Origin of the sequence: Pseudomonas sp. AD21 (assembly GCF_002878485.1) — a bacterium.
Taxonomy (GTDB): Bacteria; Pseudomonadota; Gammaproteobacteria; order Pseudomonadales; family Pseudomonadaceae; genus Aquipseudomonas.
Genome location: NZ_NQYG01000019.1, coordinates 44841 through 60316, shown reverse-complemented (window position 1 = coordinate 60316; position 15476 = coordinate 44841). Strand labels below are relative to the sequence as shown.

11 protein-coding genes are annotated in these 15476 nt (G+C 59.7%); 3 read left to right on the top strand and 8 right to left on the bottom strand.

All coding sequences use genetic code 11. From position 1 onward, the window contains the following. Nucleotides 1–10 precede the first annotated feature (10 nt). From PseAD21_RS14205 to rpsU, 4 genes are all read right to left on the bottom strand, one after another. Entirely contained in the window at nucleotides 11–3757 is a 3747-nt protein-coding gene (locus PseAD21_RS14205; RefSeq protein WP_102356242.1) for a bifunctional diguanylate cyclase/phosphodiesterase, read from the bottom strand. 126 nt (nucleotides 3758–3883) lie between these two features. Continuing rightward, nucleotides 3884–5731 carry an RNA polymerase sigma factor RpoD gene (gene rpoD / locus PseAD21_RS14200; protein WP_102356241.1) on the bottom strand — a complete coding sequence of 616 codons (1848 nt, stop codon included), beginning with the start codon at nucleotides 5729–5731 and terminating at the stop codon, nucleotides 3884–3886. Nucleotides 5732–5798: 67 nt separating this feature from the next. Further along, nucleotides 5799–7763, bottom strand: a complete 1965-nt coding sequence (gene dnaG / locus PseAD21_RS14195; RefSeq protein WP_102356240.1) for a DNA primase — start codon at nucleotides 7761–7763, stop codon at nucleotides 5799–5801. Nucleotides 7764–8245: 482 nt separating this feature from the next. Next, nucleotides 8246–8461, bottom strand: coding sequence for a 30S ribosomal protein S21 (gene rpsU, locus PseAD21_RS14190; protein ID WP_002551877.1), 216 nt, complete (start codon nucleotides 8459–8461; stop codon nucleotides 8246–8248). 199 nt (nucleotides 8462–8660) lie between these two features. On the opposite strand from rpsU, the gene tsaD reads away from it, so the two are divergent. Further along, the gene (gene tsaD, locus PseAD21_RS14185; RefSeq protein ID WP_102356239.1) at nucleotides 8661–9686 is read left to right on the top strand and encodes a tRNA (adenosine(37)-N6)-threonylcarbamoyltransferase complex transferase subunit TsaD; all 1026 of its coding nucleotides are present in this window, start codon (nucleotides 8661–8663) and stop codon (nucleotides 9684–9686) included. Between the two features lie 23 nt (nucleotides 9687–9709). Here the strand turns inward: tsaD and plsY are convergent, their stop codons facing one another. Continuing rightward, nucleotides 9710–10279, bottom strand: coding sequence for a glycerol-3-phosphate 1-O-acyltransferase PlsY (plsY, locus tag PseAD21_RS14180; RefSeq protein WP_102356238.1), 570 nt, complete (start codon nucleotides 10277–10279; stop codon nucleotides 9710–9712). 74 nt (nucleotides 10280–10353) lie between these two features. Here plsY and folB point away from each other — a divergent pair, with 74 nt between their 5' ends. Both folB and folK read left to right on the top strand, forming a co-directional pair. Then, nucleotides 10354–10710: a dihydroneopterin aldolase gene (gene folB, locus PseAD21_RS14175; RefSeq protein ID WP_016772885.1), complete on the top strand. Its 357-nt coding sequence runs from the start codon at nucleotides 10354–10356 to the stop codon at nucleotides 10708–10710. Next, a complete protein-coding gene (folK, locus tag PseAD21_RS14170) occupies nucleotides 10701–11219 on the top strand; it encodes a 2-amino-4-hydroxy-6-hydroxymethyldihydropteridine diphosphokinase (RefSeq protein WP_102356237.1) in 519 nt (172 codons plus the stop codon). The genes folB and folK overlap by 10 nt, the downstream gene beginning before the upstream one ends. A gap of 84 nt (nucleotides 11220–11303) precedes the next feature. Here the strand turns inward: folK and PseAD21_RS14165 are convergent, their stop codons facing one another. The 3 genes from PseAD21_RS14165 to PseAD21_RS14155 form a co-directional block, all read right to left on the bottom strand. Continuing rightward, a complete protein-coding gene (locus PseAD21_RS14165; RefSeq protein WP_102356236.1) occupies nucleotides 11304–12533 on the bottom strand; it encodes a multifunctional CCA addition/repair protein in 1230 nt (409 codons plus the stop codon). A 63-nt stretch (nucleotides 12534–12596) separates the two neighbouring features. Further along, a complete protein-coding gene (locus PseAD21_RS14160) occupies nucleotides 12597–14159 on the bottom strand; it encodes a SpoVR family protein (protein WP_102356235.1) in 1563 nt (520 codons plus the stop codon). Then, complete coding sequence (locus PseAD21_RS14155) at nucleotides 14156–15427, bottom strand: YeaH/YhbH family protein (RefSeq protein WP_102356234.1); 1272 nt, start codon at nucleotides 15425–15427, stop codon at nucleotides 14156–14158. Before PseAD21_RS14155 ends, PseAD21_RS14160 begins: the two co-directional genes overlap by 4 nt. Nucleotides 15428–15476: the final 49 nt, after the last annotated feature.

Here is a 15476-nt window from a genome sequence, read left to right as displayed (position 1 = left end):
AGGTCGCGGATTATAGCGATGGTTTCTCGGCTGTGCTATCCGAATAATCCGATACGGTAATACGCAGAAACGTTGCGGCGAACTCTTCCGGGGGCAGTGGCAGGCTGACGATGTAGCCCTGGATCTGTTCGCAGCCTTCGGCGGCGAGGAATTGTTGTTGCGCCTGGGTTTCCACACCTTCGGCAATCACGGTGAATTGCATGCTCCGGCCAAGCGCTATGATCGCTCGTACAATCGCCGCGTCGTGCGGGTCGTCGGGCAGGCCGCGGACGAACGACTGGTCGATCTTGAGGATGTCCAGCGGCAAGCGTTTGAGGTAACTGAGCGAGGAATAGCCGGTGCCGAAGTCGTCAATTGCCAGTTGCACACCCAGGTGTTTGAGCTGGTGCAGTACCGCCAGCGCCTCTTCGGCCTGGCTCATGATGAAGTTTTCGGTAATTTCCAGTTGCAGTAAATCTGGCTGCAGACCGTTCTCCCTCAGCAGTTGTTCGATGCGCCCGAGCAGGTTCGGCTGGCGCAGTTGCGCGCCGGCGAGGTTGACCGACAGTGGGCCGAGACTGTCGTAGATCTGGTTCCATTCGAACATCTGCCGGCAGGCGGTTTCGAGTACCCAGTCGCCGATCTGCAGGATCATGCCGTTCTCTTCGGCCAATGGGATGAAGTGCTCTGGCGGCACTTCGCCAAAGGTCGGGTGGCGCCAGCGAATCAGCGCTTCGGCGCCGACCAGGCGATGGTCGTCGAGGCTGATCTTCGGTTGGTAGTAGAGGAACAGTTCGTCGCGTTCGATGGCGCGGCGCAGTTCGTGCTCCAGTGCCACGCGTTCGCTGGCCTGGGCGGTGAGGTCGCGGGTGTAGCTTTCGACGCGATTGCGGCCCTTGGCCTTGGAGCGGTACATCGCGGCATCGGCGTTTTTCACTAGCGTGGCGACGTCGCAGCCGTCGCGAGGGTACAGGCTGGTGCCGATACTGGCGCTGATGAAAAACTCGTGTTCGCCGGCCTGAAACGGCGCGCCAAAGCAATTGAGCAGTTTGGTGGCGATGTGGTCGGCGTCGCTGGCTTGTTGCAGGCCGGGCAGCAGGATAATGAATTCATCGCCGCCTAAACGCGCGACAGTATCGATGTCACGCAATTGTTCCTTCAGGCGCACGGCAATGCCCTTGAGCAGCAGGTCGCCGACCGGGTGCCCGAGGCTATCGTTGATGTGTTTGAAACGGTCGAGATCGAGGAACAGCACCGCGCCCTGACCGCCGTTTTCCTGCTGGCTGTTCAGTGCGGTGAGCAAGCGACTTTCAAACAGCGTGCGATTCGGCAGGCCGGTGAGTGGATCATGGTGCGCCTGATAGTCGAGCTTGGCCTGCGCGTGTTTGAGGCTGGAGATGTCGGCAAACACCGCGACGAAGTGAGTGATGAACTTGTCGCGGTTGCGCACGGCGCTGATGGTCAGCCAGCTCGGGTACAGCTCGCCGTTCTTGCGTCGGTTCGATATCTCGCCCTGCCAGTGTCCCTCGTCGGTCAACTGGTGCCACATCGCCGCATAAAACGCGCTGTCGTGCAGTCCCGAGGCGAGCAGGCGCGGGGTGTGGCCGAGGGCTTCGCTTTCGCTGTAGCCGGTGATTTCGGTGAAGGCGCGATTGACCGCGCTGATGTGCTGCTGGGTGTCGGTGATCAGCACGCCCTCGGCAGTGCTCTCGAATACGGTGGCGGCCTGTTGCAGCTTTTCCTGCATCAGATGGCGCTCGGTGATGTCCCGGGCGATGGTCAGCATGCAGTCTTCTTCGCCGATCGGCAGCGGTCGGCTGGACACTTCACACAGACGGATCTGCCCGTCGCTGCGGCGGATATGGCAGGTGAAGTCGCGTACGAAACCGTCGCGGTGCAACAGGTCGAGCATCTGCTTGCGTTCGTTGAGGTTGACCCAGATCCCCAGGTCCAGCGCCGAGCGGTCCACCGACATCGCGCTGTTGAACCCGGTGATGCGGCTGAAACCCTCGTTGACCTCCAGCAGCAGACCGTCGCTTTGGCGCGACAGCAGCAAGCCGTCCGGCGAGGCATGGAAGGCTTTGGCGAACTTCTCTTCGGAGGTTTGCAGCTGCTGCTGGGTTTCCTTGAGCTGGGTGATGTCGCGCACCACCACCACCAGCGCCGGGGTGGTGTCGAGGTCGAACGGCTCGGCGGAAATCAGGCCGGTGAACACCTGGCCGTTGTTGCGGCGAAAGGGCATCTCCAGGTTGCGGATGCTGCCGGCCTGCAAGCGCTGCAGCAGTCCCGGCCCGACTCCGGGAATGCCCCAGATGTTGAGTTCGGTGGCGGTCTGGCCGACGACCTCTTCGGCTTTCAAGCCGATTTGTTCTTCAAAGGCTTCGTTGACCTCCAGCAGGCAGCCGTCAGACAGTCGTGCGATCACCAGAATGTCCGGGCATTGCTGGAATACCGAGGCGAATTTCTGCTCTGACAGCCGCAGCGCCTCCTCGGTACGTTTGGTCTCGCTGATGTCGATCATCAGCCCGCGCATCACCGGCTCATGCCCGTGCTCAATCAGGCTGACGATGTCGCGAACCCACAGGCAGCGCCCGTCAGCGGTAATCACCCGATAGTCGAGCGTGTGATCACGCCCTTCGCGCACTGCGTCATCGCAGATGGCCTGGGCACGGGTCAGGTCGGCGGGGTGGATGATGTTGCGCCAGAAACCGGGGATCAGCCAATGCGCCTGTGGATAACCGAGCAAATCCTCGGCATGGGGCGACACATAGCTGTAAGTGAAGTCGCTCATGCGCGCTTCCCAGGCGATGGCCGACAGGCTCTCCACCAGGCCGCGATAGTGATATTCGCTGCTGCGCAATTCCTGTTCGAGGTCGACGCGCCGGGCAATTTCCGAGCTCAGGCGGCGGTTGATGCGAATGACCACCCCCAGGATGATCACCAGCAATAACAGGCCCGGCAGACCGTAAATCAGCAGGTCCGACCAAAATGTCCGATGGTCCAGGACATTGCCGACCCAGTGTTCCTGAATGCTGCTGATTTCCTCCGGGCTCATGTCCGCCAGGACTTTGTCCAGAATGCCTACCAGCATTTTGTTGTCGCGGGGCACGCCCATTGCCAACTGGTAGCGATACGGCGTTTCGCCGCTCACGTATAAACCGTCGAGCTTGAGTTGGCGCAGGCTCCAGACGCTGGAGGCGAGATCGCCGACCACGGCGTCCACCTCATCGGTGGCCAGGGCCTGGAGTGCCGAGCTGACATTGGGCATCGCCACCAGATTCAGGTCGGGATGATGGGTGCGCAGGAGTTCGTGGGGGGCGTAGTTCTCTACTACGGCGATCTTCAGGCCGTACAAGTCTTCGATTTTGCGTGGCTGTGCGCCGCCGATGTGGGCGAGGATCACAATCGGGAAGTCGAGGTAGGGGCGGGTGAACGACAGATAGCTCTGGCGCTCGGGTGTGGACATGATCCCCGGCAGCAGATCGATCTTGCCGGCTTTCACCTGAGCCAGCACTTCGGTCCAGCTCGATGGTTCGATCGGGGTGAGTTTGACCGCCAGACGCTGGCGGATGACGTCGATGTAATCCGCGGCCAGGCCTTGATAGCGATTCTGTTCATCGCGGAACTCGAACGGCGGCCACGAGGCGTCGACACCCAGGCGCAAGTCCGGGTGAGCCGCGAGCCAGCTACGTTCTTCATCGGTCAGAGTCAGCGCGTTAGCCGTTGCGGTCCAGATCATCAGTGACAGCAAGAAAAGCACGGGCGCCAGTCTGGGCATAACCGTCTCGTTAGGGCACGGGATTCATAGTTTCGAGTGTAGACGGGGTATGCGGGGGAGGGGCGGTGCGGGGGATTTAATCTGCTCTATAAACAAAACCCCCGGCCTGGGCCGGGGGTTCTGGTATCACTCGTCGAGGAAGGAGCGCAGATGCTCGCTTCGCGTCGGGTGGCGCAGCTTGCGCAGCGCCTTGGCTTCGATCTGACGGATCCGCTCACGCGTTACGTCAAACTGTTTGCCCACTTCTTCGAGTGTGTGGTCGGTGTTCATGTCGATACCGAAACGCATGCGCAGTACCTTGGCTTCACGGGCAGTGAGGCCGGACAGCACTTCGCGAGTCGCTTCTTTCAGGCTTTCAACGGTTGCAACATCGATTGGCGACTGCATGGTCGAGTCTTCGATGAAGTCACCCAGATGAGAGTCTTCGTCATCACCGATCGGGGTTTCCATGGAGATCGGTTCTTTAGCGATCTTCAATACCTTGCGGATCTTGTCCTCAGGCATTTCCATGCGTTCACCCAGCTCTTCCGGGGTCGGTTCGCGACCCATTTCCTGCAGCATCTGGCGGGAAATGCGGTTGAGCTTGTTGATCGTCTCGATCATGTGCACCGGAATACGGATGGTGCGGGCCTGGTCGGCGATCGAGCGAGTGATCGCCTGACGGATCCACCAGGTGGCATAAGTCGAGAACTTGTAACCACGACGGTATTCGAACTTGTCCACCGCTTTCATCAGACCGATGTTGCCTTCCTGGATCAGATCGAGGAATTGCAGGCCGCGGTTGGTGTACTTTTTGGCGATCGAGATCACCAGACGCAAGTTGGCTTCAACCATCTCTTTCTTCGCGCGGCGGGCCTTGGCCTCACCGATCGACATGCGACGGTTGATGTCCTTGATTTCTGCGATGGTCAGACCGGTCTCGGTTTCCAGCGCGATCAGTTTCTGCTGGCAACGGATGATATCCGGCTGTACGCGACCAATGGCTTCGGCGTATTTGCTCTTGCCTTTGGCCAGGGCGTCGGACCAGCTTTCGTCGACTTCGTTGCCCGGGAACTGACGCAGGAAATCGGCGCGTGGCATACGTGCATCACGTACGCACAGTTGCATGATCGCGCGCTCTTGCTGACGCAGACGATCCAGGGCACTGCGAACACGCTCGACCAGGGCTTCGAATTGCTTCGGCACCAGTTTGATCGGCATGAACAGCTCAGCCAGGGCCAGCAACTCGGCAATCGTTGCCTTGTTGTTGCGCCCGTGCTTTTTCAGGGCCTTGCGGGTGACTTCCATCTGGTCGGCCACAGCACCAAAACGCTGGGCAGCGATGACCGGATCCGGACCGCTTTCGGCTTCTTCTTCGTCATCCGAAGATTCGGCGTCATCGTCGTCGGTGTCGTCGTCAGCCTTGGCGGCTTTGGCGTCGATCGGCGGTGGCACTTCGGCAGCCGGCGGCGCAATGCCGTCGTCCGGGTCGATGTAACCGCTCAGAACGTCGGACAGGCGACCACCCTCGGTGGTAACACGAGTGTACTCGGAGAGAATGTGGTCAACCGTGCCAGGGAAGTGCGCGATAGCGCTCATCACTTCACGGATGCCCTCTTCGATACGCTTGGCGATTTCGATTTCGCCTTCACGAGTCAGAAGCTCGACCGTACCCATTTCACGCATGTACATGCGCACTGGGTCAGTGGTGCGACCGATATCGGTCTCCACCGCTGCCAACGCAGCGGCTGCTTCTTCCGCAGCGGCCTCGTCGGTATCGGCGTCGGCCAACATAAGGGCGTCCGCATCCGGAGCACTCTCGTGTACGGGGATCCCCATGTCGTTAATCATGCGGATGATGTCTTCCACCTGCTCAGGATCTGAAATATCCTCGGGCAGGTGGTCGTTGACCTCGGCGTAAGTCAGATACTTCTGCTCACGACCCAGTTTGATCAACTCAATAATACGAGACTGCTGTTGCGCTTTTCCGGACATAACACCCTATCCACTGAAGGTCTTGGCGGGCAAAAAACAAGCCGAGGATTATACCTGAGCTATGACCTCACGCGCCAGTTGAGGTCGGGTTTGATGCGGAAACATTGCGACTTAGAAGGTCGCGCAGTTGATTTTTCTCTTCGATGCTCAGTTCGCTTTGACGCGCTTTCCTGAGTAACTGTTCCAGATTTCGCTCGCGTTGGCGGGCTGACAAGCTAGTAATGGTGTCGAAAAACTGTTGTTCAAGGTTTTCTCCATCAATCAGCCACTCCTTTTCCGCGAGTGCTTTAAGCAAGCGACCCTGTTCAGTGCCGTGCCATCGCGCGATCAACTGAAATGAGTTTAGCTTGGGATTCTTCTGTACGGCTTCGAGCAGCGCCACAAGCAACTGGGCGTTGGTCTGATTTTCGTCCGCGATGTGCCCGGCGTCCTCGACGTGCTCGGCCAGTTGCGGGTGATGAAGCAAGGTGCGCAGGGCGGTCAGGGTCGGCGATTCGACGCCAATCGGCGTCCGCGGGCGTTGTTGATCGCGATCGCCGCCACGCTTGCCGTTCTTGTCCCAGGGTTTCTTGTCCCACTTCTTGCCGCCGGCGCCGGGTTTTTTCGGCGTCCACTCCTGCTGCGGCACATACATGTCCTGTGCCTGCGGCTGATGGTAGTCGCTGTAGTCCGGCATTGCGTCGTAATCGATGCCCGGATCGTAAGCCGGCGGCGCTTCCTGTGGCGCACTTTGCGCGAGCTGACTGACGGTTTCGCTGCTCAGGCCGGTGATTTCGGTCAGGCGCTGACGCATCAGGATGCGCAGATTGGCTCCGGGCACTTTGTCGATCAACGGTGCGGCGAGGGTGGCCATGTGAGCCTTGCCCTCGAGCGAGCGCGGATCGGCTTCTTCGGTCAGTTGCTGGAAAAAATAGTCCGCCAGCGGCTGTGCATGCTGATTGATTCGAGCCTTGAAGGCATCAGTGCCTTCGGCGCGCACCAAGGTGTCCGGGTCTTCGCCTTCGGGCAGAAACAGGAAGCGTGCGCGGCGCCCGTCCTGCAGACACGGAAGTGTCGCTTCCAGCGCGCGCCAGGCGGCGTTGCGACCGGCCTGGTCGCCGTCGAAGCAGAACAATACGTTCGGCACGACGCGAAACAGACGTTTCAAATGTTCTTCGCTGGTCGCGGTACCCAGCGTTGCGACGGCATTTTTCAGGCCTTGTTGGGCCAGAGCGATGACGTCCATGTAACCCTCGACGACGATGATTTCGTCGAGGTTGCGGTTGTTCTTGCGGGCTTCATAGAGGCCGTAGAGTTCCTGGCCTTTATGGAAGACCGGGGTTTCCGGCGAGTTCAGGTATTTCGGCTTGTCGTCGCCGAGTACCCGGCCACCGAAAGCGATGATCCGGCCACGAGTGTCACGGATCGGGAACATCACGCGATCGCGGAAGCGGTCATAGCGTTTGCCGGTTTCGGCGTTCTCGATCAGCAGGCCGGCGTCGATCATGGCTTTCTGTTGCAAGGTGTCGCTGCTCAAGTGTTTGAACAGGTTGTCCCAGCCCGGCGGCGCGAAGCCGAGACCGAAGTCCCGGGCGATTTCGCCGGTCAGTCCGCGGCCCTTGAGGTAATCCACGGCGGCCTTGCGCGCGGGATGGCTCTTGAGTGCCTGCCGGTAAAAGTCGGCGGCGGCGGTCAGTAGTGGGTACAGCGGCGAATCGGTCGGCTGCCGCGGTTTGTGCGGGCGGCCACTTTCTTCGCGGGGGATTTCCATTCCGGCGGCTTTGGCCAGATCTTCGACGGCCTGGGGGAAGTCCAGGTTGTCGTGGTCCATGAGAAAGCCCAGGGCGTTGCCGCCGGCACCGCAGCCGAAGCAGTAATAGAACTGCTTGTCGGGGCTGACGCTGAACGACGGGGTTTTCTCTTTATGGAACGGGCAGCAGGCGGTGTAGTTCTTGCCGGCCTTTTTCAGTTGCACGCGCGAGCTGACCACATCGACGATGTCGGTGCGGTTCAGGAGGTCGTCAATAAAGCTCTGGGGAATCAGCCCGGCCATGGCGTTCTCGTCTGTGCTGTAATGAGTCCGATGCGAAGGGCGGCTGGACGCAGGTCTTGAATGAGGCGCGCACAATGGGCGGCTCGACCGTGGTCGGTTGCGTGATCGCTGTCGGGAAGTGTATCTGCCGAAAATCCACTGACGTTAGTACTCATCAGTTTTCGACTATTTGAAAGTGTTGCGCTGAATCCGCTGGCGGCCGATGAATGGCCTCGGATAGCTCAATAAAGCGGGCACGCATGCAGGTGCCTTGGGCTGATCGTCGTGAGAGGAATCAGTGGGTGTGCTCGTCAGTAGCCTTGAAAGGCTCGTCAGAAAAGACGTGCACCGCTGGCAAAAGAGCCAGGCCTGACGCGGTGAAGCGATTTTGTCTCGGTCGCGTGTGCGGCTTCGACGGTGAAGCATCAAGCGTTTTACGCAAATGCCATTAGCCCGGCTGAGGGCCGGGCTTAGGCAAGAAGCTTGCTACGATCGTCTGTGTATTAGTACAGACGAACGGCGCGGCGCTGTTCGCGCTGAACTTTCTTGGCGTGACGCTTAACAGCGGCTGCTGCTTTGCGCTTACGCTCAGAAGTTGGCTTCTCGTAAAATTCGCGGCTACGAACTTCAGCCAGTACACCGGCTTTTTCGCAGGAGCGCTTGAAACGACGCAGAGCTACGTCGAAGGGTTCGTTCTCTTTAACTTTGACGGCTGGCATCCAGAGCTACCTTCATTCATTACCGGGGTCAACATCCTCGCGGCAAAAGAGCACTTGAAGACGTCGGTTTTTAAGGGTTGCGGATGTTAACCCCTCATCGCTCGGAATGCAAAGCCTCTGATCGAAAACCGCTGGTCGGGGCATCACGCGGCGACTATTATGCGCGCCTTCGAATTCAGCCTAAACAAGGCGCAAACCCATGCTAGTACTGGGATTAGAAACCTCCTGCGACGAAACCGGCGTCGCATTATATGACAGTGAACGCGGCCTGCTGGCCGACGCGCTGTTCAGCCAGATCGACCTGCACCGCGCCTATGGCGGTGTGGTACCGGAGCTGGCCTCGCGTGACCACGTCAAACGCATGCTGCCCTTGATTCGTCAGGTGTTGGCCGAAGCCGACTGCGTGCCGACCGAGATCGACGCCATCGCCTATACCGCAGGTCCTGGCCTGGTCGGGGCGCTGCTGGTCGGTGCTTCCTGCGCCCAGGCGCTGGCGTTTGCCTGGGGCATTCCGGCGCTCGGCGTGCACCACATGGAAGGCCACTTGCTGGCACCGATGCTGGAGCCGAAACCGCCTGAATTCCCGTTCGTCGCTTTGTTGGTTTCCGGTGGTCATACGCAGCTGGTTCAGGTCGATGGCATCGGCCAATACAGTCTGCTCGGCGAGACCCTCGACGATGCTGCCGGCGAAGCGTTCGACAAGACTGCGAAAATGATGGGCCTCAATTATCCGGGCGGACCGGAAATCGCCAAGTTGGCGGAGAAGGGCGTTGCAGGACGTTTCACTTTCCCGCGTCCGATGTGTGATCGCCCGGGTCTGGATTTCAGCTTCAGCGGCCTCAAGACCTTCGCTCTTAACACTTGGCAGCAATGTGTCAGCGCCGGGGACGACAGCGAGCAAGCCCGTTGCGACATCGCGCTGGCGTTCCAGCAGGCCGTGGTGGAGACTTTGACCATCAAGTGCAAGCGTGCCCTGAAACAGGCGGGCATGAAGCGTCTGGTGATCGCTGGCGGCGTCAGCGCCAACAAGGCGTTGCGTGTTTCGCTGGAAAAGATGCTCGGCGACATGAAGGGCGATGTGTTTTACGCCCGTCCCGAGTTCTGCACCGACAATGGCGCGATGATCGCGTTTGCCGGTTGCCAGCGTTTGCAGGCCGGTCAGCAGGAAAGTCTGGCGATCAGCGTGCAGGCGCGCTGGCCGATGGAGCAGTTGTCGGCGCTGTGATGAGCGGCGTTCATGGGCGGTATTTAAAAATGCCGTTCGCGCCCGGCAAACAGGTCGCGTAGATTGCCGCGGTGGCGCCAGACGATCAATAGCGTCAACGCGCTCATCGGCAGCAGCGCCTCCGGCTCCTGCCAGGCCAGCAATGGCAGGGTCAGGGGTGTGGCGATCAGCGCCGCCAGTGAGCTGGTGCGGGTCAGGTAGAACGTCAGCAGCCAGGCGCACACCGCCAGCAAGGCGGCGGGCGGATACAGGCCCAGCAGCATGCCGGCAGCCGTGGCGACGCCTTTGCCGCCGCGAAAACGGAAATACAGCGGGAACAGGTGACCGATCACGGCGCACACGCCGATCCAGGCCTGATCCTGCAGCGAAAGGCCCATGGCCGCTGCGATCAGCACCGGCAGAAGGCCTTTGCACAGATCACCCAGCAGGGTCAGGATCGCGAGTTTGCGACCGGCCACGCGCAGCATGTTGGTGGCGCCGGCATTACCCGAGCCACTCATTCGCGGATCCGGGTTTCCGGTCAGGCGGCTGAGCAAAATGGCGAAGGACAGAGAGCCGAGCAGGTAGGCGAGAGTCGCCAGTAACCAAAACATGCTAACTATTCCGGGCGAGGACGCCCTGATTCTAACGGCGCATTGCGCCCTTGTCGTGCAGCGGAGAAAAGTGCTTGGACAGAGTGTTTATCGAGGGCCTGGAAGTCGACACCGTGATCGGTGCCTACGACTGGGAGCGCGGCATCCGACAGTGTCTGCGTCTTGATCTGAGCTTCGCCTGGGATAATCGCCCGGCTGCGGCCGGTGACGACCTGACCCTGGCGCTCGATTACGCCAGTGTTTCCACGCGCATCCAGGCCTTTGCCGAGCAGGCGCAGTTCCAACTGGTCGAGACCTTCGCCGAGCGACTGGTCGAAGTGCTGATGGCCGAATTCAAGATCACCTGGGTTCGCCTGAAGCTGACCAAGCCTGGCGCCGTGCCGGCAGCCAAGGGTGGCGTGGGTGTGGAGATCGAGCGCGGATGTCGCTGACTCAGGTGTACCTCGGGCTCGGTAGCAATATCGAGCGCGAAACCCATTTGCGCGCCGGGCTCGACGCTTTGGCGACGTTTCTGGTGGATATCCGCTGTTCGGCGGTGTTCGAGAGTCAGCCGGTGGGAATCAAGAGCGGACCGTTCTTCAACTTCGTGGTCTCGGCGTATACCGATCTGCCGTTGATGGAACTGGATCGACGCCTGAAATTCATCGAGGCCGATAACGGTCGCTATGCACCGGACCGCAAGGGGTTGCCGCTGGATATCGATGTGCTCTTGTACGGCGACCTGACGGGTAACTTCGACGGTTTGATTCTGCCGCGTGCCGAAATTCTGAAAAACGCTTTTGTGCTGTGGCCGCTGTCGCTGATTGCGCCGGATCGGGTGCATCCGGGGGCGGGAAAAAGTTTCGCGACACTGTGGGCCGAGGCGCAGATTGATCAGGTGCTGGCGCCGGTTGGGTTTGAATGGCGCGGGCGGCAACTCACGCCTTCGGATCTTCGTTGAGTTGACTGCCGCCTTCGCGAGCAAGCCCGCTCCCACATTTGGAATGCATTCCCCTTGTGGGAGCGGGTTTGCTCGCGAAGCTTTTCAGACTGACGCCGTGTCTTTATAGATCTTCAGCGCTTTCAGTCGCTCGCGCTTCAGCGCTTCGCCCAGTTCCGGCCCTTTGAATCCCTTCTCCAGCAGCGGCTGCACTGCCACACTGCGCGCAGCCTTGGCCGCGCCGCGCAGATAATCCGCCTGTGGATAACTGCGCTGCTCCAGTCCCTTGCGTCCGCGAGCATCCATCTCGCAGGCAACGATGAATTCTTCAAAACGCTGCGGACGGCGATAAACGTCGAAGCTTTGCAGTAACTCCAGCAAGGTCGACGCCTTCAGCTCCAGAGCCCGGTGGCCGTGGGTGTGGTACTGGCCGACCAGCAGTGCCAGTTCCTGGCAATCCTTCGGCGCCTTGAAGCGTTCGTTGACCGCTTTGATCAACTTCAGTCCTTTATGCTCATGGGCGATGTGTCGTGGCCACTCTTCTTCCGGGGTCAGGCCTTTGCCGAGGTCGTGCAGCAGGCAGGCCCAGCGCACGGTCAGTGGCTGTTTGTGCAGTGCCGCTTGTTCCAGCACGCTCAGGGTGTGGATGCCGCTGTCGATTTCCGGGTGATGGGCCTCCGGCTGCGGCACGCCGAACAGTGCGTCCACCTCCGGCATCAAGACCTTCAAGGCGCCGCAGTCACGCAACACCTGGATGAACACCTGTGGCTGATCCTCCATCAGCGCGCGCGAAATCTCTTTCCAGCTGCGCTCGGCGGTCAAGGCTTGCAGTTCGCCGGACTCGCTGAGCTGAGTCATCAGTTCGAGGGTCTCTGGAGCGACGGTGAAACCCAGCCCGGCATAGCGAGCGGCAAAGCGCGCAACGCGCAATACACGGAGGGGATCTTCGGCAAACGCCGGGGAAACGTGGCGCAGGATTCGATTTTCGAGGTCGCGTTGGCCGTGATAGGGATCGGTCAGATTCTGCTGGCGGTCCTCGGCCATCGCGTTGATCGTCAGGTCACGGCGAATGAGGTCTTCTTCAAGGGTAACTTCGGGGCTGGCGTGAAAAGTGAAGCCACCATAACCGCGACCGCTTTTGCGCTCGGTGCGGGCAAGGGCGTACTCCTCGCCAGTTTTGGGATGAAGAAACACCGGAAAATCTGCGCCGACCGGGCGAAATCCCTGGGCGAGCATCTCTTCTGTCGTGGTCCCGACCACCACCCAATCGATATCGGTAACCGGTAGTCCGAGCAAGCGATCACGTACCGCGCCGCCGACCTTGTAAATCTGCATAAAAAACCTCCGTAGGCCCGACAGGATAACCCTTGCGCCGGACTTTCGGAGGCCAAAACCGGATCAAAGATGAATGACGGCCAGATCAAGCCTGCCGTAATCCCCTTCACTGTGTTCATTGCGTGGTGGTACGTGGTGGGTTTTCATGATCTGATCACCCTGCAGGGTTTCCAGATGAATGTCGAAGCCCCACAGCCGGTGCAGATGCTTCAGTACCTCGTCGGTTGAGTCACCCAGTGGTTTGCGGTCATGTTGCTGATGGCGCAGGGTCAGCGAGCGGTCGCCGCGCCGGTCGATGCTATAGATCTGCACGTTTGGTTCGCGATTGCCGAGGTTGTATTGCGCGGCCAGGGTTTCACGGATGATCCGGTAACCGGTTTCGTCGTGGATCGCCGGCACCAGCAGGTCGTCCTTCTGGTCGTCATCGAGGATGCTGAACAGCTTCAGATCGCGGATCACTTTCGGTGACAGGTACTGCAGGATGAAGCTCTCATCCTTGAAACTGCTCATGGCGAACTTGATCGTGGAGAGCCAGTCGGTACCGGCGATGTCCGGGAACCAGCGGTGGTCTTCCTCGGTAGGTTCTTCGCACATGCGCCGGATATCGCGGTACATCGCAAAGCCCAGTGCGTAAGGGTTGATGCCGCTGTAGTAGGGGCTGTCGAAACCCGGCTGGAACACTACGCTGGTGTGCGAAGTGAGGAATTCCATCATGAATCCGTCAGTCACCAGGCCTTCGTCATACAGATCGTTCATCAGCGTGTAGTGCCAGAACGTGGCCCAGCCTTCGTTCATCACCTGGGTCTGGCGTTGTGGATAGAAATACTGGGCGATCTTGCGCACGATCCGCACGATTTCCCGCTGCCACGGCTCCAGCAGCGGGGCATGTTTCTCGATGAAATACAGGATGTTTTCCTGCGGTTCGGCCGGGAAGCGTGCGTTGTCCTTGTCGCTATATTTGTCCGCGCCTTTGGGGATGGTGCGCCACAGATCATTGATCTGCTTCTGCAGGTGTTCTTCGCGATCCTTCTGCCGCCGGCGCTCTTCTTCGGCGGAAATCGGATACGGGCGTTTGTAGCGGTCGACGCCGTAGTTCATCAAGGCGTGGCAGGAGTCGAGCAGGTCCTCCACCGCATCGATACCGTGGCGTTCCTCGCACTGCATGATGTACTGCTTGGCGAACACCAGGTAATCGATGATCGAACTGGCGTCGGTCCAGGTGCGGAACAGGTAGTTGCCCTTGAAGAAGCTGTTATGGCCGTAGCACGCGTGAGCCACCACCAGCGCCTGCATGCAGATGGTGTTTTCTTCCATCAGGTAGGCGATGCACGGGTCCGAGTTGATCACAATCTCGTAGGCCAGCCCCATCTGCCCGCGACTGTAGGATTTCTCGGTGCTGAGGAAGTGTTTGCCGTAGGACCAGTGGTGGTAGCCCAGCGGCATGCCCACTGAAGCATAGGCATCCATCATCTGTTCGGCGGTGATCACTTCGATCTGGTTGGGATAGGTATCCAGCGCGTAGCGATCGGCGAGCCGGCTGATCTCGCGGTCATAGGCCTGAATCAGCTCGAACGTCCATTCGGAGCCGGTGGAAATGGGTTGGCGTTTCTGCTCTTTGGCGGTCATGTCACTAACCTGCGCTGGAAGAGTTCACGGAAGACCGGATAAATATCCCCGGCCGAGACCAGCTGCTGCTGGGCAAACGTGTCGGAAAAGGCTTCGGCGATGCGTTCGTATTCGTACCAGAGGGCCTGATGTTCGCGTGGGGTGATCTCCACATAAGTGTAGTACTGCACAAACGGCATGATCTGATTGATCAGGATGTCGCGGCAGATCGGCGAGTCATCGTTCCAGTTGTCGCCGTCGGAGGCTTGCGCGGCATAGATGTTCCACTCGTTGCTTGGATAGCGCTCGGCCATGATCTCCTGCATCAGTTTCAGTGCGCTGGAAACGATGGTGCCGCCGGTTTCCCGTGAATAGAAGAACTCTTCTTCGTCTACTTCCCGGGCGCTGGTGTGGTGGCGGATGAACACGACGTCGATCTTGTCGTAGTTCCGCTTGAGGAACAGGTACAGCAGGATGAAAAAGCGTTTGGCGATGTCCTTGGTCGCCTGGGTCATGGAGCCGGAAACGTCCATCAGGCAGAACATGACAGCCTTGGAACTGGGGTTGGGTTGCTTGATCAGCAGGTTGTACTTGAGGTCGAAGGTATCGAGAAACGGCACGCGATGGATGCGCGCGCTGAGCCGCTCGATTTCCGCTTCAATTTCCTGAATATCACCGAAGTTGTCTGGTTCTTCACGTTTGAGTCGCGCGAGTTCCTCTTTGGCTTCGCGCAGCTTGGCACGGCTGCTGCCGGACAGCGCAATGCGCCGTGCGTGGGCCGAGCGCAGGGTGCGGATGATGTTGATCCGCGACGGATTGCCTTCGTTGCTGATCCCGGCGCGCACGGTCTTGAAGGTATCGGTGCCGCTCAGATTGCGTTTTACCAGGTTGGGCAGTTCGAGGTCTTCGAACATGAATTCGAGGAACTCTTCCTGGGTGATCTGGAAGACGAATTCGTCCATGCCCTCGCCGGAGTTGCCAGCCTTGCCCGGCCCGCGTCCGCCGCCACCCCCGGGTGGCCTGGCGATGTGTTCGCCGGCGGTGAATTCCTTGTTGCCGGGGTGAACCACGGTCTGCTTGCCGCCGCGGCCGTGGTGAAGCACCGGTTCGTCGATGTCGCGACCGGGAATGCTGATCTGTTCGCCATGTTCCATGTCAGTGATGGAACGCCGGCTGACCGCCTCTTCGACAGCCTTCTTGATGTGATCACGGTAACGCCGCAGGAAACGCTGACGGTTCACCGTGCTCTTGTTCTTGCCATTGAGACGTCGGTCGATCACATAGCTCATGACTGCTCCTTAGAAGCTGTCCTGCAAAGGGGCGAGCGGTCATGCAGCA